This window comes from Clostridium sp. cel8 (assembly GCF_014050525.1).
In the GTDB taxonomy this organism is placed as follows: Bacteria; Bacillota; Clostridia; order Clostridiales; family Clostridiaceae; genus Clostridium_B.
On the sequence record NZ_JACGAG010000003.1, the window covers coordinates 45,278 to 72,263 of the forward strand.

Below are 26,986 nucleotides of genomic sequence, written 5' to 3' on the forward strand. Positions count from 1 at the left end.
AAGATAAATATAAGTTTTCATATATTAAATAAATCAATTACTTCAAAATTAACGAACAATTTTAAGTTGTTGTCTGGCTGCTATTATTGACAGTAAATAGTTTATAACAAAATACATAAAAGCCATCATTATAAAAATAGTAATAATTTGAGAGGTTTTAGCATATTGTCCCATAATTATCATTCCCTTGCCTGTAAGTTCCTCAATTCCAACAGCCCAAACAAAAGATGTATCCTTAATTACTGTAATAAAAGTAGAACACAAAGGTGGAATCATATTTCTAAATGCTTGAGGCAATATAATATGAATTAATATTTTACTATAAGTAAATCCTTGAGATTCAGCTGCTTCCCATTGCCCTTTATTTATAGAATTCAATCCAGCACGAACAATTTCTGCAATAATTGCGCTAGTAAATATAGTCATAGCTCCAATTCCTGCATTTATAGGTTCCAACTTTGTCATAAACCTAACAGCTAATATAAATAAAAGAAGAGGAATATTCCTAACAATCTCTATATAAAATCCTGCTATTTTACTTATAATCTTATGATTTACATAACGTGCAATTCCTAAAAAAGTACCAATAATAGAACTTAGTATTATTGTAGCAATAGCTATATGTAGGGTAGTTAAAAATCCTTTTAGCAAAAATAAGATTATATCCGGCTTAAAAAGTACTGATATCATGATCTCACCCCACTTTTCTTTTCAAGGATAAGAGCTAGTCTAGCAAGTGGCATACATAACATTAAATACAAAATCGCTGTAACAACATATGCAGGTCCATAGTAAAGATTATTACTTGACCAGGAGTCTGCCTGATACATTAAATCTCCTCCAGCTATCATAGCCATTACAGATGTATTTTTTATAAGTCCAACAGCTTGATTTGTAAGCGGTGGAAATATTATTTTCACCGCTTGGGGAAGTATTATATATCTCATAGCTTGGACATTTGTAAATCCTTGAGATTTAGCTGATTCCATCTGACCTCTAGGTACCGATTCAATTCCTCCTCGAACAACTTCTGCAATATACGCGCCATGATATATTCCAACTCCAATAGCCCCTACTCCAAATACAGATATTGTAATATTAAAATGTGGAAATACATTATACAAGAAAAAAACCTGTACTACAAGTGGAGTATTTTGTATAACTGCAACATATATTTTGTTTATTTTTTTTAGTATTTTATTCTCTAGTGTTCCCATTACTCCAAAAATAACACCCAATACCATAGCTAAGACTAATGCAACTATAGATGCCAGTATAGTTACCAGGAAACCATGTAGAAATATAGATCTATCATTGAACAAAGCTTCCCATTTAAATGCTGCAAAAGGGCCTGGCACTACTGAATACCCCATTTAGCAATTAGTTTATCCAATTCTCCTGATTCTTTCATTTCTTTTATAGTTTCATTTATAGTCTTAGCTAAATCATCATTTCCTTTTTTAGTCGCTATTCCATAATCCTGTGGACTAAATTCTTCTTTTAAAAGAACTGTTGAATCATCTAAATATCCATTAAGTATTGATTTATCTACTGAAAAGCAATCAACTCTTCCTGAGTCAAGTGCAGATTTAATATCTGGATATCCAGGAAATTCTAAGAATGAAACCTTACTTCCAACTTTTTCTGCTTCTGCTTGTATTGCATCTTTACTTGTAGAACTTTGAGCTACACCTATCTTCTTATTATTTAATCCTTTTAAATCCTTTATTCCCGAATCCTTCTTAACCATTAAGCCTACATGATCTGTAAAATATGGATCTGAAAAATTATAGCTTTTCTTACGTTCATCAGTTATAGTAAAAGTAGCTGCAATCATATCTACTTGTCCACTATCCAAAAGTGGTCCTCTAGTTTTAGCAGTTACACCTTGAAACTTAATTTTATTTTCATCTCCAAGTATCTTTTTAGCTATTGCCTTTGAAAGGTCAACTTCAAATCCCTCGATTTCTGAAGTTTTAGGATCTTTGTATCCAAATTTAGGTACATCTAATTTAACACCTACATTAAGATAACCTCTATCTTTTATTTTCTGTAATGCTGATGTTGATTCACTTGAATCCTGTGAACTAGAACCACAACCTGTAAAAATCATTCCTACTATAAAAATTAAAATTCCAGCAAAAAATTTTCTCTTTCTCATATACTTGTCCCCCTTATAAATATAAAATAATTTTAATTAATGTACAATACGGCTTAAAAATAATTTAGTCCTTTCATTAGATGGATTTGTAAAGAAATGTTCTGGTGGTCCTTCTTCTAATATCTCTCCTCCATCTACAAATATTACTCTGTCAGCTACTCTACGCGCAAAACCCATTTCATGAGTTACAGCAACCATTGTAATTCCCTCGTGTGCCAAATCAGTCATAACATCAAGTACTTCCTGGATCATTTCAGGATCAAGTGCTGATGTAGGCTCATCAAATAAAATTATTTCAGGTTTCATATTAAGTGCTCTTGCAATAGCTACTCTCTGCTGCTGCCCTCCTGATAGTTGATTAGGATATGCATTAGCTTTTTCTTTAAGACCTACCCTTTCAAGATAAACCATACCTGATTCCTCAGCTTGTTTTTTAGGAACTTTTTTTACTAAAATAGGTGCTAAAGTTACATTTTCCAGAACAGTTTTATGTGGATATAAATTAAATTGTTGAAAAACCATAGCTACAGATTGCCTTATTTTAGTAATTGGTGCTTTAGGAGCTGTTATATCAATTCCATTTATTATTACTTTTCCTTTTGTGGGTTTTTCTAAAAGATTCATACTCCTAATTAATGTACTTTTACCTGAACCACTTGGACCAATTATAACTAACTTTTCTCCATCTGGTATCTTTAAATTAATTTCTTTTAGTACATGCAAGTTCCCAAAATACTTGTTAACACCTCTTAGCTCAATCATATAATCACCTTTTCATACAAAATTGAATTTTATATATATTTTGATATAATAAAATTTATTTTTGAATAATATTTGAATAATGTTAATATAAATTATTCTTTTTGTTTATTAATTTTATAATTATTATGCACTATATGATTTATATTGTCAATATACAAGTAATAATTTATCATATGTATTTATTTATTTCAAAAAATGAATATGTATTATTCACTTTTTGAAATATTTGAATATGTATTATGCATTTATTGTATAAAAAAGAATATTTAATCCTATACTATCCCCTATTTTTATAAATATACGCGTTAATCACACAAAAAAATACCTATAGAATGGACACTTTTTTCAAGTATCTATTCTATAGGTAGCATTATACTTTTATATATCAGTATTTTTTTATAATTTATTTTCAATTTTATGCAAAAAGACACAACTGATTTGTTTCCGGAAGTCCCCTAAGACAACCATGACTATCAAGCATCTCAATTACACTTTTAGAAACTTTAGCTCGTGTTTTTATATCTTCCTTTGAAATAAATTCACCACATTCTCTAGCATTAACTATATTTTTAGCTGCATTTTCACCTACACCTTGAAGTGCATTTATAGGAATTCTTATTCCATCTTCTTCAATTAAAAATTTCGTAGCATCAGATTTATATATATCCACAGGAAGAAATTTTATTTTTCTTTTATACATTTCATATGAAAGTTCTAATATTGTAAGTAGTCCTTTTTCTTTTTGTGTAATATCATTTCCCATAGCATGTATTTCATCCATTTTTTTCTTTATAGAATCTTCACCTTTTATAATAACATCCACATCAAATTCATCTGCCCTTACAGTAAAGTAAGTTGCATAATAAGCTTTTGGATAGTATACCTTAAAATATGCAATTCTAATTGCCATCATTACATAAGCTACTGCATGACCTTTAGGAAACATATATTTTATTTTCTTACATGACTCAATATACCAATCAGGGACACCATGTTCTCGCATAAGTGCTTCTCTCTCTTCTGTAAGTCCTTTACCTTTTCTAACTTTCTCCATTATTGTAAAAGCATCTTTAGGTGGAAGTCCCTTTGATATTAAATACATCATTATATCATCTCTACAGGCAATACAATCACTTAAAGTTGTATATCCTTCTTTTATATAATACTGTGCATTATTGAGCCATACATTAGTACCATGTGATAATCCTGATATTCTGACCAAATCTGCAAAACTCTTTGGTTTTGTATCTACAAGCATTTGCCTTACAAATTTAGTTCCAAACTCAGGGAGTCCATAAGTTCCAACAGGACATCCAAGCTCTTCTGCAGTTACTCCAAGTGCATCTGGAGAAGTAAATAAACTTATTACTTTTGGATCTCCAATTGGAATCTTTTTAGGATCAACACCAGTTAAATCTTGAAGCATTCTCAAGACCGTAGGATCATCATGACCAAGTATATCAAGCTTTAAAAGCCTACCACTTATAGAGTGATAATCAAAATGAGTTGTTATTACATCAGTATCATTGTCATCGGCAGGATGCTGAATTGGTGTAAAATTATATATTTCATTATCACTTGGAACTACCATTATACCACCTGGATGCTGTCCCGTAGTTCTCTTTATACCAGTACATCCCATAGTAAGTCTTTCAACTTCAGCCTTTGGAACTACTATATTTTTTTCAGAAAGATACTTTTTTACATACCCATAAGCAGTTTTTTCAGCTATAGTTCCAATAGTTCCAGCTTTAAATACATGGCCTTTTCCAAAAATAACCTCAGTATACTTGTGTATTACAGATTGATACTCTCCTGAAAAATTCAAATCTATGTCTGGCTCCTTATCACCATTAAATCCAAGAAATGTTTCAAAAGGTATGTCATGACCATCTCGCCTCATCTTTTCTCCACAATTTGGACAATTTTTCTCTGGCAAATCTGCTCCAGAACTTACAGAACCATCAGTAATAAATTCACTGTGTTTACATTTAGGACAAACATAGTGTGGAGGCAATCCATTAACCTCAGTTATATTTGACATTGTAGCTACAAAAGAAGATCCAACAGATCCTCTAGATCCTACCAAATATCCATCTTCAAGTGACTTTGCTACAAGTTTTTCAGCTATGAGGTATAACACTGCATACCCATTGTTTATTATTGAATTCAATTCTTTATCCAATCTCTTCTGAACTATATCTGGAAGCTTTTCACCATATATTGAATGAACTTTTTTCAAAGTCATTTCCTTTATTTGCTCTTCAGCTCCATCTATTTTAGGTGGAAATGTTTCATCTGGTATTGGTTTTACATTATCATCTATCATATCCGCAATTTTATTTGTATTATAAACAACTACCTCATATGCTTTATCATTTCCTAAATAAGAAAACTCAGATAGCATTTCATCTGTTGTCCTGAAATAAAGAGGAGGTTGACTGTCTGCATCTGAAAATCCCTGTCCCGCCATTATTATTCGTCTAAATACTTCATCTTTAGGATCCATAAAGTGAACATCACCTGTAGCTACTACAGGCATATTATATTTTTCTCCAAGATGACATATTCTCTTATTTATTTCCTTAAGTTCATCCTCATCTTTTACTATTCCATTTCTTATCATAAATTTATTATTTCCAAGTGGTTGGATTTCAAGATAATCATAAAACTTCAACATTTCCTCTAACTCATTATCACTTTTTCCGCTTATAATTTTCCTGTATACCTCTCCTGCTTCACAAGCACTCCCTATTATAAGACCTTTTCTGTACTTCATAATAAGACTTTTTGGCATTCTAGGCTTTTTGAAAAAGTAATCTAAATTAGAAAATGAAATAAGTTTATATAAATTTTTAAGCCCTGTCTGATTTTTTACAAGTATTATCAAATGATATGTAGGTTGTTTTTTTATATCTATATTTTTTAAATACTCTTCGTTTAACGTAGCAAAATCAGATATATTTCTTTCTTTAAGCATTTTAAAACACCTTAAAAGTATTTGTGCAGTTGCACCTGCATCATCAACTGCTCTATGATGTTTTTCAAGACATATTCCAAGGTGTTTACAAATTGTATCTAATTTGTATTTTCTAAGTTCTGGAATTAAAAATCTACACATTGGCACTGTATCAATAATTGGACTCGTAAACTTCAAATTCATATCTCTACAGTTTTTCTTTATAAAACCTGTATCAAATTCGGCATTGTGAGCAACAACTGCAGCTCCATTTATAAATTTCATAAACCTTGGAAGTACATTTTCTATAGTGTCGGCATCAGAAACCATATCATCTGTAATACTAGTCAATTCAACTATATTAATTGGTATTGGTCTTCCTGGATTTACAAATTCGCTAAACTTATCTATTATCTTTCCATCTTTTATTTTAACAGCACCTATTTCTATTATACTATCATTTCTACATGAAAGGCCTGTAGTTTCTATATCAAAAACTACAAATGTATCATTTAGTTGCACATTATCTGCATTTTCTGCAATTGGTATACTATCGTCTACAAGATATGCTTCAACTCCATATATAACCTTTATATTATTTTTCTTAGCCGCTTCCATAGCTTCAGGATATGCCTGAACTACTCCATGATCTGTTATTGCTATTGCCTTATGTCCATAGGATGCAGCTCTTTTTATCAGACTTGATGCAGAACTTACTGCATCCATAGCACTCATCTTAGTATGTAAATGAAGCTCAACTCTTTTTTTATCAGCATTATCTACTTTTTTTGGCTTTATAGATTTTACAATATCCTTTGCCATTACAACCATTTCCTTAGCATATGGATCATTTACAGTTTCGCCTCTTACCATGCAGTAAGTTCCTTCTTTTATTTCATCAATTATTTGGTCTGCATTCTTTGGCTTTGGGAAAAATTTAACCGTAATTGAACTAGTATAATCAGTTATATAAAATGTAACTATTTTTCGCCCTGTTTTAGTTTCAATTATCTCCCTTTTAAATATAGTTCCTTGAATTACTACAATACCTTGAAGTCCAGTTATAGAGCTCATCTCTACAGGATGTGAATTTATTGGCTTTCCAAATATAACTGAACCAGACTTGGAACTAAACTTTTTATTCTTGGTATTATTATATTTTTTATTTGAGTTCTCAGAGGATTTTAAACTTAAGTTTCTATTTTTCATTATATCCTTTATATAAATATCTTCCCTATTTTTACTATAATCCAAGAAATTATCATTAACTAAAGTTTCATCATATATCAAGGATGCACTGCATTTTATTCCAAACAAATCTCTCATTGTTCTTACCAAAAGTTTATCAAGATTCCTGTTTTTTAATAAATTACACAAAAAGTGGTTTCCATTATATATTTTTATCGCATTATCTTCTATCTTCTTTGAAGATTTCAACAAAAAATCTTTGCACACGGGAATATAAGAAGAAAGTATATTTACAATTTCAATCCAATAATCTTTGCATGCATTTTTTAAAGATACATTTGATACATCTTTATAACATATAAGGTCAACATATGGAAAACATCCTAACTTTTTTGTAACTATTTGTTTTATCTTTGACTTTACTTTAGATCCAATATCATTTTTAGACTTAATTATTATTTTTAATCTATTACTTTTTTTCAAGTACTGTATTTTTTGCAATTTTATATCTTCTAAAACAATGTCACTGTCCTGATCAATGTTTTTTTGTAAAAAACTCATAATATCAGAACTCATAACTTGACCTCCTTGTGCAAAAAAATTACATTTTTTCAATCTCTTCCATAAGTGCTTCAACAAGATTTTCTTCTTTTACCTTCTTTACAATTACACCTTTTTTAAATATAAGTCCTTCACCATTTCCACCAGCTATACCAACATCCGCTTCTCGAGCTTCACCAGGTCCATTTACTACACAGCCCATAACTGCAACTTTGATATTTTTATGGGTATTTGCAAGACGCTTTTCAACTTCATTTGCTATATTTATAAGATCAATCTCTGTTCTACCACAAGTAGGACACGATATAAATTCAATTCCATCTTTAATCAATCCACAAGATTTCAAAATTTGTCTACCTACTTTTACCTCTTCTACAGGATCACCTGTAAGCGATACTCTTATTGTATCACCTATTCCTTCCATTAAAAGTGTACCTATTCCTACACTTGATTTTATTGTGCCCTTAAAATAGGTGCCTGTTTCAGTAACTCCAAGATGAAGTGGATAATTTGTTACCTTAGATATTTTTCTATAGCTTTCAATCATCTGAACTACATTTGATGATTTTATAGATATCACTATATCATTAAAGTTTACTTCTTCTAATATAGAAACATGTCTTAATGCACTTTCAACCAAAGCATCAGATGAAACTTTTCCATATTTTTTCATCATGTCTTTGCTTAAAGAACCAGAATTTACACCTACTCTTATAGGTATATTTGAGGCCTTAGCACTTCTTGCTATTTCTTCAACTTTGTACTTACTTCCTATATTTCCAGGATTTATCCTAAGTCCAGATATACCATTTTCTATAGATTTTAAAGCTAGCTTATAATCAAAATGTATATCTGCAATTACAGGTATATCCACATTCTTTACAATTTCTTTAATAGCATCACATGCTTCCATATCAGGTACTGCACATCTTACAATATCACAGCCTGCTTTCTCCAAGCTCTTTATTTGATTTATAGTTCTCTCTTTATCTCTTGTATCTGTATTAGTCATTGACTGTACAGATACTTTGGAATCTCCTCCTATAAATGTATTCCCAAGCTTTATTTTCTTAGTTTTTTGTCTTATCATTTAAAATCTTCCCCTTAAATCAACAAATAATGTTATCTAAAATTTAGAACACCTTTATAATTAAAATTGAATAGGATGTATTATGTCCTTTACCGTTACAAGAACCATAAGCATCATAAGTATTGCAAATCCAAAATAATTTATCATCCCAACCTTATTTTGATCTACCTTCTTTCCTGTTATTAACTCAAACAGAAATAATAATATATAACCACCATCTAGTGCTGGGAAAGGTATTATATTAAATATAGCAAGTTGTATACTTATATATGCACAAAAAGCCATTAATGTAAAAATCCCAGCTTTTGCAGCTGCTCCAGATAATTTTATTATTGTAACAGGTCCTCCTACATCATTCATATTAGCTCTTCCTATAAAAAGCGTTTTAAAAAATTTGAAAGTTTGATTTATAAGAGATCTTGTTTCTAAAAATCCATAGGTTATTGACCTACCTATACTTGGATTAAGTATTTCTTTTCCATATACTCCAATAATATATCCTTTTTTAGATTCGTCAAGTTCTGGCTTAACAGAAACACTCTTAATTTGATTTCCTCTTTTATAAGTTATATTAAGAGTGTTTCCACCATTCATATACACTTCCGTCTGAAAATCCTGCCATATGAATACACTAGAATTGTTTACCTTAATTATCTCATCTCCTGCTTTTAATCCAACTTGCTGTGCAGGTTTATTCGCAATTGTTTTATCTATTATAGGTACGATACAGCCCTTTTGAAAAGCTATAATTGAAAATAAAAATACTCCAAGTATAAAATTCATTATAGGACCTGCCGCTACAATGCTAAGTTTTCTAATTGGACTTTTATTATTAAAAGCCCTTATATCTGTACTTTCTCCTTCATCTCCAAGCATTTTTACATATCCACCTATTGGAAGCAATCTAATGGAATATTTTGTTTCTTTACCTTTTATTGAAAATAGCTGAGGTCCCATACCTATTGCAAATTCTTCAACTACTACTCCATTTATCTTAGCTAAAGTAAAATGTCCTAATTCATGAATTAAAATCAATAGACCAAAAGCCATTATAGCAGCAATTATATACAAACATCATTCCTCCTAAAATAATATTAAAATAAATTTAACAGTTCTTATCATATTTACATTTTACATAACTCTTTACTCTCGTATTAAGTTCGATTATATCCTCTAGTCCATAGTCATCTACTTTCTCAAATTTATTCATACAATCTTCTAAAATATCCATTATATCTAAAAATTTAATCTTACTTTCAAGGAATAAGGAAACTGCAGCCTCATTTGCACAATTTAATATAGCAGGCATTGTACCACCTGTTATTCCAGCTTCATAAGCAAATTTAAGAGGTTTAAATGTATCCATATCTGGTTTTTCAAAAGTCAATTTTGCAATTTTATAGAAATCTAATTTTTCTACTACGGATTTATTTCTCTTTGGATAGTTAAGTGCATATTGTATAGGTAATCTCATATCCGTACTCCCAAGTTGAGCCAATACACTTCCATCTATATACTCTACCATAGAATGAATTATACTTTCAGGATGCACTACAACTTCTATCTTTTCATATGGAATATCAAAAAGCCAATGTGCTTCTATAACCTCAAGTCCTTTATTCATAAGTGTTGCAGAATCTATAGTAAGTTTTCTTCCCATCTTCCAATTAGGATGGTTTAAAGCTTCATTTAAAGTAACATCTACAAGTTCATCTCTTTTTTTTCCTCTAAATGGTCCTCCAGATGCTGTTAAAAATAACTTTTCTACTTCTTCTTCCTCATTTCCTCTCAAGCATTGGAATATAGCTCCATGTTCAGAATCCACAGGAACTATATGTGCATTATATTTTTTCATCTCCTGTTTTACTATTTTTCCTCCTGCAACTAATGTTTCTTTATTAGCAAGTGCTATAGTCTTTCCTGCTCTCACTGCTTTAAGAGTTGGTACAAGTCCTATAATTCCTACAACAGATGTAACAACTATGTCAACCTCTTCTAAAGATGCTATTGTATTCAATCCGTTAAGTCCTAAAAGTACTTCTGTTTTGAGATTTTTGTCAGTGCAATATTCTCTAAGCTTATTATATGCGTTTTCTTTCATTAAAACAGCATATTTTGGTTTAAATTCATCTATTATATTTATAAGTTTTTGAAAATTTTTATTAGCAGAAACAGCAATTAATTTAAAATTTTCTCTTTCTTTTCTAATTATATCTAAAGTTTGGGTTCCTATAGACCCTGTAGCACCTAATATAGAAATTTTTTTCATCTAAACATCCTCCGTTACCTATTCAAACTATTACTCTTCAATCTACTTTTATACAATTATATTTCAAATTGTAATTACGACACGATTAATTATACCATAATTTCTATACTAGATTTAAAAATATTAAGTAGAAGTATACTACAACTCCAGAAAAAAGTATACTATCAAATCTATCCAATATTCCACCGTGTCCCGGTATCAAATTGCTGTAATCCTTTATTCCTGCATATCTCTTAATAGATGATGCAAACAAATCACCAAATTGAGAAAAAACTCCACATAAAATTCCAATCGCAACATAATGATATATACTCATTGGCACCTGTCTATAAATTGAAAACAAGCCAAATAGAAAACAACCTATAGTACTAGATATTATTCCTCCTATTGATCCTTCAATAGTTTTTTTAGGACTCAACTTAGGACACAACTTATTTTTTCCAAAAAATTTTCCAGAATAATATGCTCCAGTATCACAAAGCCACGATGAAATAAATATAAGCCATACAAAATAATTTCCATAATTTAAGTTATAGATTAACACTATAAAACTAAAAAATACAGCTGAATATAAAAATCCTAAAATAGTTATAGATATATCTATAAAATTATATTTCAAATCCAATACAGTTATACACATAAGTGCAAATAATGTTATTACAGTACTTAAAAATACAAATTTGTAATTATAATAATTATTTATGGAAATATAATAGATTATACAAACTAAGTATCCTATTATAGAAATTGGATTAATCCCTTTTTTTGAGGCTGCTCCATAAAATTCATACATCCCCATAAGTGATAGAACCATTATTGCATATTTAAGATATACTCCACCTATAAATAAAAGTAAAATAAAAGGAGCAATTATGAGTGCTCCCAAATATCTGTTATTCAAATTATAACACCTCCAAAAATAATACTATACTTTAATCCAAATCTATTTTACTCCTCCAAATCTTCTATCCCTATGTTGATAGTCATATATTGCCTTTCTAAGATCTTCTTTTTTAAAATCTGGCCAGTATATATTAGAATACCAAAATTCTGAATATGCACATTGCCACAAAAAGAAGTTACTCAATCTTTTTTCCCCACTTGGTCTTATTATAATATCAGGATCCGGCATATTTCGAGTATAAAGATAGTTGGAAACAATTTTTTCATCTAATTCATCTTCATCAATAATTCCGTTTTTAATATCTTTATTTATAAGTTTAAAAGCTCTTATAAGTTCTGCTCTTCCACCATAATTTAATGCAAGATTCAACACAAGTCCCGTGTTATTCTTTGTTTTTTCATAGGCAGATTCCAGTTCTACCTGACATACATCTGGAAGTTTAGATATATCCCCAATATGATTTATTACAACATTATTTTTATTTAATTCATTGAATTCTTTTCTAAGATATTGAACTAAAAGTTTCATAAGTGCAGATATTTCATCTTTAGGCCTTTTCCAATTTTCCGTAGAAAAAGCATATAAAGTTAGATACTTAACTTTTAAATTATTGCACTCTTTTACAATTTCTCGTATATTTTCAACTCCAGCTCTATGTCCAAAAGTTCTTGGAAGATTACGCTTCTTTGCCCATCTTCCATTTCCATCCATTATAATTCCTATATGTTTAGGTATATTATCCATATCAACTTCTATTATAGTGTTTGCATTATTAACTTTTTTATTAGCACTTCCTAGCATTTTCAGCTCCTCCATTATTTAAATCAATAAATTATGTTATTTTAATAAAACCTGCGAATTCGCAGGTTCTAAATATTGTTATTATATTGACATAACTTCATTTTCTTTAGCTGCAACTATATTTTCTATATCTTTTATAAAATTGTCTGTTTTTTTCTGAATATCATTTTCTGCCTTTTTAAGTTCATCTTCTGTTATCTCATTATTTTTCTTCATATTTTTTAGTTTATCATTACACTCTCTTCTTATACCTCTAATAGCAATTTTAGAATTTTCTCCGGTTTTTTTAACATTTTTAACTATCTTCTTTCTAGTTTCCTCTGTAAGTTCAGGCACAACCAATCTTATTACTTCTCCGTCATTTGAAGGATTTATGCCCAAGTCAGATTTCAATATAGCCTTTTCTATAGCCTTCATAGCACTTTTATCCCAAGGTTGAATAGAAAGCACTCTAGGTTCAGGTATAGATATGTTACAAAGTTGATTTATTGGAGTATTTGTACCATAATATTCAGCTTCTATCTTATCAAGCATAGCTACATTTGCTCTTCCTGCTTTCATAGAAGCTAGTTCTTTTTTTAAAATTTCTGTAGTTTTTTTCATCTTTTCATCTGCATTTTTTAAGACATCTTTAATCATAGAAAAATACCTCCTAAAATTTATTATTTATACACAAGTGTACCAATTTCTTCTCCAAGAACAGCTTTTATTATATTTTCTGGATTATCAAGACCAAATACTAAAATAGGAATATTATTATCCATACAAAGTGAAGTAGCAGTTGAGTCCATAACTTGAAGGCCCTTTTCAAGTACCTCAATATATGTAAGTTTTTTAAATTTTTTAGCATCGTTAAATTTATGTGGATCCTTATCGTATACTCCATCTACCTTTTTAGCAAGAAGTAATACATCTGCCTCTATTTCAGCAGCACGCAAAGAAGCTGTTGTATCCGTTGAAAAATATGGGTTACCAGTTCCCGCTGCAAATATTACTACTCTATCTTTTTCAATATGTCTCATAGCTCTTCTTCTTATAAATGGTTCTGCTACTTCTCTCATTTCAATAGCTGTTTGTACTCTTGTATTTACTCCTAAACTTTCAAGTGAATCCTGGAGTGCAAGAGCATTTATACAGGTAGCGAGCATTCCCATATAGTCTGCAGTAGTTCTATCCATGTCTTTACCATCTCTTCCTCGCCATATGTTTCCACCGCCTACAACAATTGCAACTTTAACTTTCATAGCTATAAGATCCTTTATCTGTTTTGCTATATTTTTAGTAACATTAAAATCTATTCCATAACCATTTTTTCCTGAAAGAGCCTCTCCTGAAAGTTTAAGCATTACTCTTTTATATTTACAATCTTTCATATATTAATACCTCCAATTATCAATTATAATAAAATTAGATTTATGAATCCACATGCATAGAGCAATTTTTCTTTCCTACTCTAAAAAAAGAGAACACACAGTGTCCTCTTTTCAGTTTCTATTTACCTTCCATCTGTTTTTTTACTTCCTCTACAAAATCGCATTCTTTTTTCTCTATGCCTTCACCTTTTTCAAATCTTGCAAATTCAGTAACTTTTATAGGTGAACCAACTTCCTTTGACTTATTTTGAAGATACTTGGCTATAGTCAAATCTGAATCTTTAATCCATAATTGATCAACAAGACAATTTTCCTTATAGAATTTCTTTATTTTTCCAAATACCATCTTCTCAACAATTTTTTCTGGTTTTCCCTCATTTAATGCTTGAACTCTATATATTTCTTTTTCTTTCTCCAGTACTTTTTCATCAACTGAAGCTTCATCTAAAAATTGAGGATTTGCTGCAGCTACTTGCATAGCTAAATCCTTAGCAACTTCATTTAAAGTATCACTTTCTTTATCACATTCAACTTTAACTAAAACACCTATTCTTCCGCCGCCATGTATGTAGCTTGAAATAATTCCATTATCAACAGTCATCTTTTTAAATCTTCTTACAGCCATATTTTCTCCAAGTTTTGAAATAAGTTCTGTAAGTGCCTGTGATATTGTCTTTGTCTCATCTAAAGCATATTTTTCTTCTACAAACTCCTCTACTGAATTTGCAGTTGTTTTTGAAGCTTGCTTTGCAACTGCATTTGCAAATTTTACGAAATTTTCATTTACAGCTACAAAATCAGTTTCACAATTTATCTCTACCATTGAAGCACTTTTTTTATCCTCAGAAACATAAGTACTAACAATACCTTCCGCAGCTATTCTCCCTGCTTTTTTAGCTGCAGCTGCCAATCCTCTTTCTCTAAGTACTTCAATTGCTTTTTCTACATCACCATTTGCTTTTAACAAAGCTTTTTTGCAGTCCATCATGCCTGCTCCAGTTCTTTCTCTTAAATCTTTTACCATTTTTGCAGTTATCATAAGTATCTACCGACTTCAGCATAGTAATTAAATGCTAAGTTGCGGTCTTCAACTCCTTTCAATATCTGATTTAATTAACATATACCATTACTCTGCAAGCTGTTCTCCCTGTCTTCCTTCTATTACTGCATCTGCCATTTTAGAAGTAATTAATTTTACAGCTCTTATTGCATCATCGTTTCCAGGTATAACATAATCTACCTCATCTGGATCGCAATTTGTATCTACAATAGCTACAACTGGAATTCCAAGTATTCTAGCTTCTGATATAGCATTTCTTTCCTTTCTAGGATCTACTATAAATATTGCTCCTATATTATTTGCATCCATGGTCTTAATTCCGCCTAGATTTCTCTCAAGCTTTTCCTTCTCATTTTTCAATTTAATAACTTCTTTTTTTGGAAGAACTTCAAATGTTCCGTCTTCTTCCATCTTTTCAAGATCTTCTAATTTCTTTATTCTAGTTTTTATAGTTCTAAAATTCGTAAGCATTCCACCTAGCCATCTGTTATTTACATAAAACATATCACATCTAGTAGCTTCTTGCTGAATTGCTTCTTGTGCCTGTTTCTTAGTTCCAACAAATAATACACCTTTTCCACTAAGTGCAACTTCCTTTACAAATTCATATGATTTCTCAATCTTCTTTACTGTCTTTTGCAAATCTATTATATAGATTCCATTTCTTTCAGTAAATATATAAGGAGCCATTTTAGGGTTCCATCTTCTTGTTTGATGTCCAAAGTGAACACCTGCTTCTAATAATTGTTTCATTGAAATAATTGACATTAATTTCCCTCCTAGGTTTTTTCCTCCATTATCTTCATATTTATAGCTTACCTTTATGGCACCTGCCTATAAATTAGATAATGTGTGTAATTATTACTCTATGTAGTATATCATAACAAACTTATCTATTCAATAAATTCTATTTTATTTTTTTTAGTTCGTCCAAAAGTTTATCATTTAATATTTTTATATGAGTACCTTTCATTCCAAGAGACCTTGACTCAATAACTCCTGCACTTTCAAATTTTCTAAGTGCATTTACAATAACTGATCTTGTTATTCCAACTTTATCTGCTATTTTAGAAGCAACAAGTAATCCTTCATTTCCATCTAATTCATTAAATATATGTTCAACAGCTTCAAGTTCAGAATAAGAAAGAGTTCCTATTGCTAATTGAACTACTGCCTTTTTTCTTGCTTCCTGTTCAATTTGCTCATTTTTAGCTCTTAAAACTTCAAGACCTATTATAGTGGCGCTATATTCTCCAAGAATTAAATCCTCATCTGTAAATTTATCCTTTTCTCTTGATAAAAATAAACTTGCAAGTCTTTCTCTAGCTCCAACTATAGGCACTATAGTTAGAAACTTTTCACTTATTTCATCTAATTTATCATAATCTTCAAAATCAAATAATTCTTTATTAGTTACATTGGAAATAGTTTCACTTATACTTAACAATTTATTATTATATCTTTCTGAAAATCTCATGTCCTCTATAAATTTACTGCTTAAAGGATTATTTTCGAAACTTTCAGAAAAGTTATAGCCTAATATCTTATTATCCTTACCTACAATATATACACTACAATTGAGAAGTTCTCCTAACATATTGCATATATCATTAAAAACCACTAGATCTGTTCCAGATTTTTGTAATATCTTATTTAACATTCTTGTCTTACTTAACAAAGACGTCATTTAATACTCCTCCTTAGGATGATTTATCTTCAATTTAAAATTACTGGATATGTTAAAACATCAAAAACAAATACAACTAACCTTTATAAACAATCATCTTTGATATTAAAGTTTATATGAATTATTTTATACATAATACATTTTAGAGTTTTTAAAATATTTAGAATTATCTCGTATCCTTAATTATGATAGCACACTAATTGCTATAATTCAACATAAATTTTTAATTTAATTTCCTTAACATAATTATATGGGAGACAACATGTCTCCCATTGTAATACTAGCATTACATATAAATAAATCTTATTTGCTGTTTTCTTTTTCAATTGTATCTATATCTTTAGATTTATATTCTCTGTGCTTACATTCGCTATTGGAACATTCAAGGTAATTTCCTTTAGACTTACTATATTTTTTTACCATATAGCTTCCACAAGAAGGACATTTTTCATCTGTAGGTTCAAACCAACTTACAAAATCACATTCAGGATAGTTACTACACCCAAAGAATTTTCTTCCCTTTCTACTCCTCTTTTCAACTACTTTACCACCACATTTAGGACATTTAACATCTAATTCTTTTACAATAGGTTTAGTATTTTTGCATTCAGGATATCCTGGACAAGCTAAGAAATCTCCAAATCTACCATGTTTTATTACCATAAATCTTCCACATTTATCGCACTTTATATCAGTTACTTTATCTTCTATAGTTATTTTTGCAACTTCTTTTTCAGCTATATCAATAGCTTTTTTCATAGGCTCAAAGAATTCTTCTACAACTTTTCTCCAATCTTCCTTTCCCTCTTCAATTCTGTCAAGTTTGTCTTCCATTTCAGCAGTAAATTCAACATCCACAACTTGCCTAAAATATTCACTAACTATGTTATTTACTATATCTCCAAGTTCTGTAGGAAGAAGTGTCTTTTTATCTCTTTCAATATACTTCCTATCAAGTAATGTAGATATAATAGGTGCATAAGTGCTTGGTCTTCCTATTCCATTTTCCTCTAGAGTTTTTACAAGAGAAGCCTCTGAATATCTAGCTGGAGGTTGTGTAAAATGTTGCTTACCTTCAATGGATTTTTCAACAAGCTTTTCTCCTGCTGCAAGTTCAGGTAAACTATCATTTTTTTTCTTTCCATCTGTAGAATAATCATACACTTTCATAAATCCATCAAAATTTACTTTTGATCCGCTTGCTTTAAGACCATAATCTCCATTTACTATATCCACAGATTTTATATCGATTATACTAGATGCCATTTGACTTGCTACAAATCTCTTCCATATAAGATTATATAATTTATACTGTTCAGGTTTTAAATCCTGTTTTATAGAATCAGGTGTTATGTTAACATTTGTAGGCCTTATTGCTTCATGAGCATCTTGTATATTCTTCTTGCTTTTAAATTTTCTAGGACTCTTTGGAATATATTTATTTCCAAAACTATCTAATACAAAATTTCTACAGTCTTCTTGTGCCTCTTCTGATATTCTAACAGAATCGGTTCTCATATATGTTATAAGACCAACAGTACCATGTTTTTTTATATCAATACCTTCATAAAGTTGCTGAGCTACAGACATAGTCCTCTTTGTAGAAAAATTTAATTTTCTGTATGCATCTTGCTGAAGTGTACTTGTTGTAAAAGGTGGAAGTGGGTTTTTGCTCTTAGTTGCATTTTTTACATTTTTTACTAAAAATTCTCCAGATTTTAGACATTCTATTATATTATCTACTTCTTCCTTGCTTTTAATATTAATTTTCTTTTTTTTAAATGTTGTAAGTTTCACATTAAAAGCTTTTCTAGAAGATCCTTTCTCTTTGTTCAAAACGCATTCAACTGTCCAATACTCCTCTGGAACAAAATTCTTTATTTGCTTTTCTCTCTCACATATCATTTTAAGTGCTACAGACTGAACTCTCCCTGCACTTAAACCCCACTTTACCTTTTTCCAAAGTATTGGGCTTATTTTATATCCAACTAATCTATCAAGAACTCTTCTCGCTTGCTGTGCATTAACTAAATTTAAATTTATCTGTCTTGCATTTTTTATTGATCCTTTAACTGCACTCTTTGTTATTTCATTAAATTCTATTCTGCACTTTTCATTTTCATCCAACTTTAAAACATGGGATAGATGCCATGAAATTGCCTCTCCTTCTCTATCAGGGTCTGTTGCAAGATAGATTTTGTCGCTTTTATTAGCTTCTTTTCTAAGCTTATTTAAAAGTTTTCCCTTACCCCTTATAGTTATATATTTAGGATTATAATTATTATCTATATCAACTCCCAGTTGGCTCTTTGGGAGATCTCTAACATGACCCATAGATGCTTCTACTATATAATTCTTACCTAAATATTTTCCTATTGTTTTAGCTTTTGCTGGTGACTCTACTATAACTAACTTTTGTCCCATATCAAACTCTGATTAAAAAGTACTATCAGAGCATCACACCCCCTCGTTCTTTTAAAATAAAACCACTTTTTCAAAACCATAAATAATTAATTCTGATTTTAAATTTATTAATTTATAATACTATCTTTATCATGTATCTTAACATAATAATTACCTGAAAGACATATTATTCGATTTTTTAATTGCAATTCAAATAATAACTCATATAATTGTTTTATGTCAATATTAGTTATTCTAGAAATGTCATCTATATGCATTGGAGTATCCCCTATTACGTCATATACTCTTTTTTGATCTAATGTTAATATATCTATATTTTCCTTACTTTTAACAGGCTTCAAAGTATACTCAAGATTTAAAAGTTCAAATAAATCATCTAAATTTGTAAAGGGAAATGCACCATCTTTTATAAGTTTATTTGTTCCCTTACTTTCATATGAAAAAATCGATCCTGGAACTGCCATAACAGTCTTACCCTGTTTAGCAGCGGTTCCAGCCGTTATCAAGGCTCCACTTCTTTCAGCAGCCTCTACTACAACAATTACATCACTTAAACCACTTATTATTCTATTTCTCTTTGGAAAATTATATGCAAGTGGTTTACTCCCAGGTAACACCTCAGATAACACACATCCATTTAGTAAAATATCATTGTAAAGCTTCTTATTTTCACTAGGATATACTACATCTACACCTGAACCAAGTACTGCACAGGTATACCCACCTGAATCAATACATCCTCTGTGAGCAAAAGAATCTATTCCCCTTGCCATACCACTTATTACATTTATTCCATTTTTTGATATTTCCTTACTTATTATCTCCGCTGCATTTTTTCCATATATACTGCACTTTCTTGAACCTACAATTCCAACATTTAAATTTTTACTTAACTTATTTAAATTACCTATATAAAATAAAATTGCTGGGGAATCATCATAATTTTTTAACATATATGGGTATAATTCATCGTTGAAATTTACACTTCTTATTCCTTTTTCATCACAAATTTCAATCATAGACTCTAAATTATCTTTTTTCCATGCAGCTTTTAACTTTTGAGAAACCTTTTTACATACATTATGATTTTCCCATATATCTATTGGCTTATTGTAGTAAATAAAATTCATCCAGATATCTTTTGTATTTTGAAAATTTTTTAGTATATCTATTTTTAGCCTATCAGATATTCTACAATGAGCAAACCACAGATCATATATCTCCATTTATACTCCTCCATATACATATAATTTAATATTTTAATTATTAGCAGTGAATACAATTTTATTCTGATATTTTTTAATTTATATTAAAATATTTAGTTTAATGCGGATAATTTTGGTCAATAATTAAGTGGAGGTGATATTATGGCTGTAAAAATAAATACTGCATTTCTCTTTGGAATTGAAGCACACATAATATCTGTAGAGGTAAATATAGAAAATGGATTTCCTTGTTTCAATATAGTTGGCCTTGCTGGAACCTCAGTAAGAGAATCTAGAGATAGAGTAAGGGCATCCATAATAAATTCTGGTTTCAAATTTCCAATAAAAAAAATAACAGTTAATCTAGCTCCTTCTGATATAAAAAAATTTGGATCTCTCTTCGATCTTCCTATAGCACTTGGAATACTATATGCTACAGGTCAAATAAATTTTATAGATTCAAATGATTTTATCGTTGTAGGTGAGCTATCACTTTTTGGAAATCTCAACAGCATAAAAGGTGTTCTTCCAATAACTATAGATGGTTTAAAAAACAACATAAAAAAATTTATAGTCCCTTATGGAAATTTAGAGGAATGCTCCGTTGTTAAAGGAATCTATTGTTATGCTTTTAAAAACTTAAATCAGGTAGTTAACTTTATAAAAAATAGAAATATAAGTGCTTGTTCATATAGTATAAAACGAGAAAATCAAAAATCTAAATTGGATTTCTCAGATATACATGGCCAAGAAAGTTGTAAAAGAGCCGCCGAAATAGCTGCTGCAGGAAAACATAATATGCTTATGATAGGGCCCCCAGGCTGTGGAAAGACAATGATCGCAAAAAGAATACCTTCAATACTTCCAAAGTTAAGTTATAAAGATGCACTTGAAGTAACTAAAATATATAGTGCAGCAGGTATGCTTGGCAAACACAAATCTTTAATAGTAGAACCTCCTTTTCGAAATCCACATCACACAACAACTCCAATTGCACTAATAGGAGGTGGCTCTAATTTGATGCCTGGTGAGATTTCCCTAGCCCACAATGGAATATTGTTTTTAGATGAAATACTTGAGTTCAAACGAAGTGTATTAGAAGTTCTAAGACAGCCAATCGAAGAGAACTTTATAACTATAAGTAGATCTAGTGGAAAAGTAAGATATCCATGTAATTTTATGACTGTAATGGCAACAAATCCATGTAAATGTGGAAACTTTGCATCAAACAGGCCTTGCACATGCAGCGAATATGAAAGAAAAAGATATATGTCAAAACTATCAAATGCTCTTATAGATAGACTTGATATATTTATTTTTGTAAATACTCCCTCTTTTAATGATTTAAATGGAAATAAAAAAAATGATACTTCTCTAAATATGAAAAAAAGAGTAATAGCCGCTAGAAAAATACAGAAGGAAAGATTCAAAAAAGAAATCATAAACTACAATTCTGAAATGGATGCAAGGCTCATAAAAAAATTTTGTACTTTAGATGATAAAAATATAAAATTACTAGAAAAAATATTTTTGAAGTATAACATAAGTGCACGAGCCTATAATAAAATATTAAAGATTTCAAGAACCATTGCTGACATTGACTTAAGCCCTAAAATAAGAGAAGAACACATAATAGAAGCTTTAAATTACAGACGATTTATGAATAATAAGATAATATGAGTTTCATATAAATTCTTATTTATTTTAGTTTTTAATTGTAATATAATGTAATAAAGTATTTTTTTACCATATAATATTTTAAATAACTTCAGGCAAAATTAAGTAGATAGGAGATTAAGTTAATATGAATTTTTTCATAATTGTATTATTTTTTATATTTGGCCTCTTACTATTTGCATTTGGATTGAAAAAGAAAAACCATCATATGATTACATCTGGAGGAGTTATAGTGCTTTTCATACTATTAATATCTATTAACATCTATCTTCCACATATATAGCCTTATGGAAGCAATTATGACTATTTAGAGGAGTAAGCTTATGAAAAATTTTAATAAAAAAACGGGAGATCTAGGTGAATCCATAGCTGAAATGTACCTATCTTCTATAGGATACAAAATAATGGATAGAAACTTCAGATGTAGAATAGGTGAAATTGACATAATCGGAAAGGATGCAGATTATATTTGTTTTATAGAAGTAAAAACAAGGAAATCAATAAAATATGGATTTCCCTATGAATCAGTAAATTACAGAAAACAATTAAAGATTTATAAAGTTGCCAAATTATATATTTTAAAAAATAAAATCTATAACTTAAATTATAGATTTGATGTAGTGGAAATTATTCTAAATATGTATTCTAATAAACACAATATAAAACTGATTAAAAATGCATTCTACATATAAAAATCAAATTATATTTTTTAAAAAGCTCCGCCTATGCAGTTTACAAATACCATACTTCTTTATAGCATCAATATGTTCTTTAGTTCCATAACCGGAATTACTTGAAAAATTATACTGTGGATATATTTTACTATATTCTGCCATAATATTATCTCTATAGACTTTTGCTATAATAGATGCAGCTGCTATACTTGCACTCTTACAATCGCCTTTTATTATAAATTTGTTATCTATATTAAGATTATTTACAGCATACCCATCTGATAAGACTAAATTTACTGGAACTTTAAGACCAACTACTGCCCTTTTAAGTACCTCGTTATTGCACCAAGCTATTCCTCTATCATCTATTTCATTATTGTTTATAACGGCTATATTGTAACTAATTGCCTTCTCTTTTATAATTTTAGAAATTTCCTCTCTCTTTTTCTTTGAGAGCTGTTTTGAGTCCTTTATTCCTAATATCAATTCTCTATCTTCTTTAAAATTCAAATTAAGTACAACTGCGGCTCCAGCTATTGGTCCTGCAAGTGGACCTCTCCCAACTTCATCAGCTCCTGCAACATATATGCAATTACCACAACTTTTGTCGAACTCATACATATTTTTTACCCGAGAAATTTCATTTTTAGTGTTTTCAATAAATCTAGACAAACTTTGAGATAAGTTTCTAACATTTTTCCTTTTATCTTTTGCTAAATCATATATTAATTTTTCATATGTTTTTAAAGTCACATCAAAATACAGTGACTTTAATTTTTTAACTATCTTATTTATTTCAGAAAATTTCATATCTGATATTTGTTTTGTAAAAAGTTCTTCTATAGTGTATACATGAGAATCTTCAATCATATAAATACCTTCCTAAAAATCTATAGATTATAAAATTAATCTGGATATTCAAGAGAAATAGGTCCAAGTTTTCCAGATCTGTATTCCTCTAAAATTATATTTGATATTCTATTATAATCTATTTGTCCTCCTTTAATTATAGCTCCTCTTTTTCTGGCTATATTATCCATATTTTCTATTGCTTCAGAACTTAATGAATCAATTTTATATCTTTTAATAAGTCTATCCGCATGGTTTTTAGATAATACATCAATAAGATTTAAAGCTAACTCTTCTATATCTATTATTTCGTCTTTTATAGCACCTGTAAATGATAAGTTAAGCTGAGTTTTTTTACTTTCAAGTTTAGGCCACAATATTCCTGGCGTATCCATAAGCTCAATTCCATACTTTGTTTTTATCCATTGCTTTGACTTTGTAACTCCTGGTTTATTTCCAGTTTTAGCAATTTTACTCCTTGCTATTTTATTTATAAAAGTGGACTTTCCCACATTTGGAATACCTACAACCATTACCCTATCTACTATATTACTAACACCCTTTGATTTCATCTTATCGTGTTTATTTTTTAATATATTATTCAAAGCAGGTTTAATTAAGTTCAATCCTGCACCTGTATTTGAATTAACTGCAAGTACACTTATATTCTCAGAAGATAAAACCTTAATCCATTGTTTTGTCACTCTATCTTCTGCTAGATCACACTTATTTAATAGAATTACCCTTGGTTTATTTCCACACAAATCATCAATCACTGGATTTTTACTTGATATAACTATTCTGGCATCTCTTATTTCTATTACTGCATCTACTAACTTTAGATTTTCTTTTATTTCTCTTTTAGTCTTTACCATATGTCCAGGAAACCAATTTATATTCATAAAAATAAACCCTCCTATTTGATTTTCTGCATAGATTAACTTCTATCTATAGGATTTTAAAACCCCTATTCTGTTAAATGGATACAACCTAAAGGCTGCTCTCCCAACTATTAATTTATCACTTACAAAACCTACATCTTGAAATCTACTATCACGACTGTTATTTCTATTGTCCCCTAATACAAAAATTGTATTTTTAGGTACTGTGACCTCATTAAAATCTCCAATCATAGGTTCCAATATATATGATTCATTCTTAGCTTTACCATTTACATAAAGTTTTCCATCTTCAATTTTAACTGTATCTCCGCCTACTGCAACAACCCTCTTTATAAATTTCACACTTGGATCTGCTGGATATTTTATTACAACTATATCTCCTGGCTCTGGAGCCCTAAAATAATAACTTACCTTCTCAACTATAAGCCTATCTTTATCGTTTAATGTTGGATCCATTGAATGTCCATCTACGGTTACAGTTTCAAAAACAAAAGTTATAAGTAAAAAGGCAGCTACTAATGCAATTAACACTGATTTTCCAATATCAATTAATTCTTTTAACAAGTCACACACCACCTTAATATACAAAAAAGGGACTCTATAAGCCCCATTTTATTTTAATATTTCTTTTACTTTAGCTGCTTTACCAACTCTGTCTCTTAAATAGTATAATCTAGCTCTTCTTACTTTACCTTTTCTAATAACTTCTATCTTATCTATTATAGGTGCATTAACAGGGAAAGTTCTTTCAACACCAACACCATAAGCAACTCTTCTTACTGTAAAAGTTTCCCTAAGTCCTCCATTTTGTCTCTTTAAAACAACGCCTTCAAATACCTGTATTCTCTCTCTGTTTCCCTCACTAATTTTTACATGAACTTTTACTGTATCACCAACGTTGAATTTTGGCAAATCAGTTCTTATTTGTTCAGATTCTATATCTTTTATTACATCTAACACTGTGCATTACCTCCTTATAATTACTAAACGTTCGTATCCAGTATAAATAAAAATATACAGACAGAGGATCGTCCGTGCAGCACAACGTATATATTTTATCACACATAAATGCCACTTTCAATATATAAATCTTTAATATTCATATAGTTATTTACTTTTTTTATTAATATATATTATCCAAATTTTTTCACTTTATACATTATCTATATAATAATCACTTAAATATTTCCATCTTTCATATACTTTTTAATCAGCTTTATATCATCACTTGAAAGTTTTATTCTTTTAAATAAATCTGGTCTCTTTTCCTTTGTTGTCAAAATAGACTTCACTCTTCTCCACTTTCTTATATTCTCATGATGTCCCGACATCAAAACTTTAGGAACTGATTTATTCTCAAAACACTCTGGTCTAGTATATTGTGGATATTCTAAGAGCCCATTGTAAAATGATTCTTCCATATAACTTTCGCTACTTTTTAATACTCCTGGTATCATTCTACATATACTATCTATAATTGGAATACATGCAGATTCCCCTCCTGTTAGCACAAAATCACCTAGAGATACTTCCATATCTATATAATCATAGGCTCTCTCATCTATGCCTTCATAATGTCCACATAAAAATATAAGTTCTTTCTCCTTAGAAAGATCTTTTGCCATTTGTTGATTGAATGTTTTACCTCTTGGTCCTAAAAATATGACTTTTCCACCATTTAACTTTCTAACAGCTCTTATACAGTCAGCTATAGGTTGAACTGCCATTACCATACCAGCTCCACCTCCATAGGGATAATCATCAACTTTTCTGTGCTTATCTTTCGTATAATCTCTTATATCCACTGTATTTATATTTAAAATTCCCTTTTTTCTAGCTCTTCCTATTATGCTATAATTAAATACATCAAACATAGCTGGGAAAAGTGTCAAAATATCTATTCTGACATCCATGTACTCACCGGCTTTATAAGTATTTCTGATTTTTCTATATCTACATTTAAAACTATTCCTTCAAGTGCTGGAATCAAAAGCTCTTTTCCCTCTTTTATCCAATATACATCATTATTTGGAGTATGAAGTACATCTGAAACTATTCCACAATCTACCCCATCTGTATCGATAACTCTACATCCTATTATATCTGTAATATAATAGCTTCCTTTATCAAGTTCTATTGCATCTTCTCTTTTAACTTTGATGTATTTCCCTTTGTACAAGCTTGCATCTTCTATGGAATTTATTCCTTCTATTTTAAGTACAGCTCTTTTTGACTGCAATTTGCAATTTAGAACTTTTCTAAATTTACCATCAATATATACATCTTTTAAGATTTTAAATCTGTTTAAATCATCAGTAAGTGGATATATCTTCAATTCACCTTTTATGCCATGAGTATTTACTATTTTCCCTATTGTAATAAATTCTTCCAAGAGACTTTCTCTCCTTTCAACTGACAATATTAATATAAGAGTTAGGCA

At 29.7% G+C, this 26,986-nt stretch carries 26 protein-coding genes; 3 read left to right on the top strand and 23 right to left on the bottom strand.

Annotated elements, in window-relative coordinates; translation table 11 throughout:
* Positions 1 to 48: 48 nt before the first annotated feature.
* The 17 genes from H2684_RS03920 to dprA form a co-directional block, all read right to left on the bottom strand.
* The gene (locus H2684_RS03920) at positions 49 to 690 is read right to left on the bottom strand and encodes an amino acid ABC transporter permease (RefSeq protein ID WP_182088094.1); all 642 of its coding nucleotides are present in this window, start codon (positions 688 to 690) and stop codon (positions 49 to 51) included.
* Complete coding sequence (locus H2684_RS03925; protein ID WP_182088095.1) at positions 687 to 1,358, bottom strand: amino acid ABC transporter permease; 672 nt, start codon at positions 1,356 to 1,358, stop codon at positions 687 to 689. Before H2684_RS03925 ends, H2684_RS03920 begins: the two co-directional genes overlap by 4 nt.
* Positions 1,358 to 2,161, bottom strand: coding sequence for a transporter substrate-binding domain-containing protein (locus H2684_RS03930; RefSeq protein WP_182088096.1), 804 nt, complete (start codon positions 2,159 to 2,161; stop codon positions 1,358 to 1,360). Before H2684_RS03930 ends, H2684_RS03925 begins: the two co-directional genes overlap by 1 nt.
* 36 nt (positions 2,162 to 2,197) lie before the next feature.
* The gene (locus tag H2684_RS03935; protein ID WP_182088097.1) at positions 2,198 to 2,923 is read right to left on the bottom strand and encodes an amino acid ABC transporter ATP-binding protein; all 726 of its coding nucleotides are present in this window, start codon (positions 2,921 to 2,923) and stop codon (positions 2,198 to 2,200) included.
* Between the two features lie 415 nt (positions 2,924 to 3,338).
* Positions 3,339 to 7,646, bottom strand: coding sequence for a PolC-type DNA polymerase III (locus H2684_RS03940; RefSeq protein ID WP_182088098.1), 4,308 nt, complete (start codon positions 7,644 to 7,646; stop codon positions 3,339 to 3,341).
* A gap of 25 nt (positions 7,647 to 7,671) precedes the next feature.
* The gene (gene ispG / locus H2684_RS03945; protein ID WP_182088099.1) at positions 7,672 to 8,721 is read right to left on the bottom strand and encodes a flavodoxin-dependent (E)-4-hydroxy-3-methylbut-2-enyl-diphosphate synthase; all 1,050 of its coding nucleotides are present in this window, start codon (positions 8,719 to 8,721) and stop codon (positions 7,672 to 7,674) included.
* Positions 8,722 to 8,781: 60 nt separating this feature from the next.
* On the bottom strand, positions 8,782 to 9,771 hold the full coding sequence (gene rseP / locus H2684_RS03950; protein ID WP_182088314.1) for an RIP metalloprotease RseP: 990 nt from the start codon (positions 9,769 to 9,771) through the stop codon (positions 8,782 to 8,784).
* 55 nt (positions 9,772 to 9,826) lie between these two features.
* Entirely contained in the window at positions 9,827 to 10,990 is a 1,164-nt protein-coding gene (locus H2684_RS03955) for a 1-deoxy-D-xylulose-5-phosphate reductoisomerase (protein ID WP_182088100.1), read from the bottom strand.
* Positions 10,991 to 11,093: 103 nt separating this feature from the next.
* Complete coding sequence (locus H2684_RS03960; protein ID WP_182088101.1) at positions 11,094 to 11,891, bottom strand: phosphatidate cytidylyltransferase; 798 nt, start codon at positions 11,889 to 11,891, stop codon at positions 11,094 to 11,096.
* Between the two features lie 42 nt (positions 11,892 to 11,933).
* Positions 11,934 to 12,701, bottom strand: a complete 768-nt coding sequence (locus H2684_RS03965) for an isoprenyl transferase (protein WP_182088315.1) — start codon at positions 12,699 to 12,701, stop codon at positions 11,934 to 11,936.
* A gap of 75 nt (positions 12,702 to 12,776) precedes the next feature.
* Entirely contained in the window at positions 12,777 to 13,334 is a 558-nt protein-coding gene (gene frr / locus H2684_RS03970; protein ID WP_182088102.1) for a ribosome recycling factor, read from the bottom strand.
* Between the two features lie 23 nt (positions 13,335 to 13,357).
* Entirely contained in the window at positions 13,358 to 14,068 is a 711-nt protein-coding gene (gene pyrH, locus H2684_RS03975) for a UMP kinase (protein ID WP_182088103.1), read from the bottom strand.
* Positions 14,069 to 14,186: 118 nt separating this feature from the next.
* On the bottom strand, positions 14,187 to 15,107 hold the full coding sequence (gene tsf, locus H2684_RS03980; protein ID WP_182088104.1) for a translation elongation factor Ts: 921 nt from the start codon (positions 15,105 to 15,107) through the stop codon (positions 14,187 to 14,189).
* A gap of 87 nt (positions 15,108 to 15,194) precedes the next feature.
* Entirely contained in the window at positions 15,195 to 15,896 is a 702-nt protein-coding gene (gene rpsB, locus H2684_RS03985; RefSeq protein ID WP_182088105.1) for a 30S ribosomal protein S2, read from the bottom strand.
* Positions 15,897 to 16,035: 139 nt separating this feature from the next.
* Positions 16,036 to 16,815 carry a GTP-sensing pleiotropic transcriptional regulator CodY gene (gene codY, locus H2684_RS03990; protein ID WP_182088106.1) on the bottom strand — a complete coding sequence of 260 codons (780 nt, stop codon included), beginning with the start codon at positions 16,813 to 16,815 and terminating at the stop codon, positions 16,036 to 16,038.
* A gap of 303 nt (positions 16,816 to 17,118) precedes the next feature.
* The gene (topA, locus tag H2684_RS03995; RefSeq protein ID WP_182088107.1) at positions 17,119 to 19,239 is read right to left on the bottom strand and encodes a type I DNA topoisomerase; all 2,121 of its coding nucleotides are present in this window, start codon (positions 19,237 to 19,239) and stop codon (positions 17,119 to 17,121) included.
* 107 nt (positions 19,240 to 19,346) lie between these two features.
* On the bottom strand, positions 19,347 to 20,465 hold the full coding sequence (dprA, locus tag H2684_RS04000; protein ID WP_182088108.1) for a DNA-processing protein DprA: 1,119 nt from the start codon (positions 20,463 to 20,465) through the stop codon (positions 19,347 to 19,349).
* A gap of 141 nt (positions 20,466 to 20,606) precedes the next feature.
* On the opposite strand from dprA, the gene H2684_RS04005 reads away from it, so the two are divergent.
* From H2684_RS04005 to H2684_RS04015, 3 genes are all read left to right on the top strand, one after another.
* Positions 20,607 to 22,124 (top strand): YifB family Mg chelatase-like AAA ATPase, encoded by a 1,518-nt coding sequence (locus tag H2684_RS04005; protein WP_182088109.1) that lies wholly within the window; start codon positions 20,607 to 20,609, stop codon positions 22,122 to 22,124.
* 124 nt (positions 22,125 to 22,248) lie between these two features.
* Positions 22,249 to 22,404, top strand: a complete 156-nt coding sequence (locus tag H2684_RS04010; protein ID WP_182088110.1) for a hypothetical protein — start codon at positions 22,249 to 22,251, stop codon at positions 22,402 to 22,404.
* Between the two features lie 40 nt (positions 22,405 to 22,444).
* A complete protein-coding gene (locus tag H2684_RS04015; RefSeq protein ID WP_182088111.1) occupies positions 22,445 to 22,813 on the top strand; it encodes a YraN family protein in 369 nt (122 codons plus the stop codon).
* A gap of 3 nt (positions 22,814 to 22,816) precedes the next feature.
* Here the strand turns inward: H2684_RS04015 and H2684_RS04020 are convergent, their stop codons facing one another.
* The 6 genes from H2684_RS04020 to rimM all read right to left on the bottom strand — a co-directional run bounded on the left by H2684_RS04020 (position 22,817) and on the right by rimM (position 26,938).
* Entirely contained in the window at positions 22,817 to 23,665 is an 849-nt protein-coding gene (locus H2684_RS04020; RefSeq protein WP_182088112.1) for a ribonuclease HII, read from the bottom strand.
* A gap of 35 nt (positions 23,666 to 23,700) precedes the next feature.
* On the bottom strand, positions 23,701 to 24,546 hold the full coding sequence (ylqF, locus tag H2684_RS04025; protein WP_182088113.1) for a ribosome biogenesis GTPase YlqF: 846 nt from the start codon (positions 24,544 to 24,546) through the stop codon (positions 23,701 to 23,703).
* Between the two features lie 42 nt (positions 24,547 to 24,588).
* Positions 24,589 to 25,110: a signal peptidase I gene (lepB, locus tag H2684_RS04030; RefSeq protein ID WP_182088114.1), complete on the bottom strand. Its 522-nt coding sequence runs from the start codon at positions 25,108 to 25,110 to the stop codon at positions 24,589 to 24,591.
* Between the two features lie 48 nt (positions 25,111 to 25,158).
* Entirely contained in the window at positions 25,159 to 25,506 is a 348-nt protein-coding gene (gene rplS / locus H2684_RS04035) for a 50S ribosomal protein L19 (protein WP_182088115.1), read from the bottom strand.
* 218 nt (positions 25,507 to 25,724) lie between these two features.
* Positions 25,725 to 26,459, bottom strand: a complete 735-nt coding sequence (gene trmD, locus H2684_RS04040; RefSeq protein ID WP_182088116.1) for a tRNA (guanosine(37)-N1)-methyltransferase TrmD — start codon at positions 26,457 to 26,459, stop codon at positions 25,725 to 25,727.
* Positions 26,444 to 26,938, bottom strand: coding sequence for a ribosome maturation factor RimM (gene rimM / locus H2684_RS04045; RefSeq protein ID WP_182088117.1), 495 nt, complete (start codon positions 26,936 to 26,938; stop codon positions 26,444 to 26,446). Before rimM ends, trmD begins: the two co-directional genes overlap by 16 nt.
* Positions 26,939 to 26,986 lie beyond the last annotated feature (48 nt).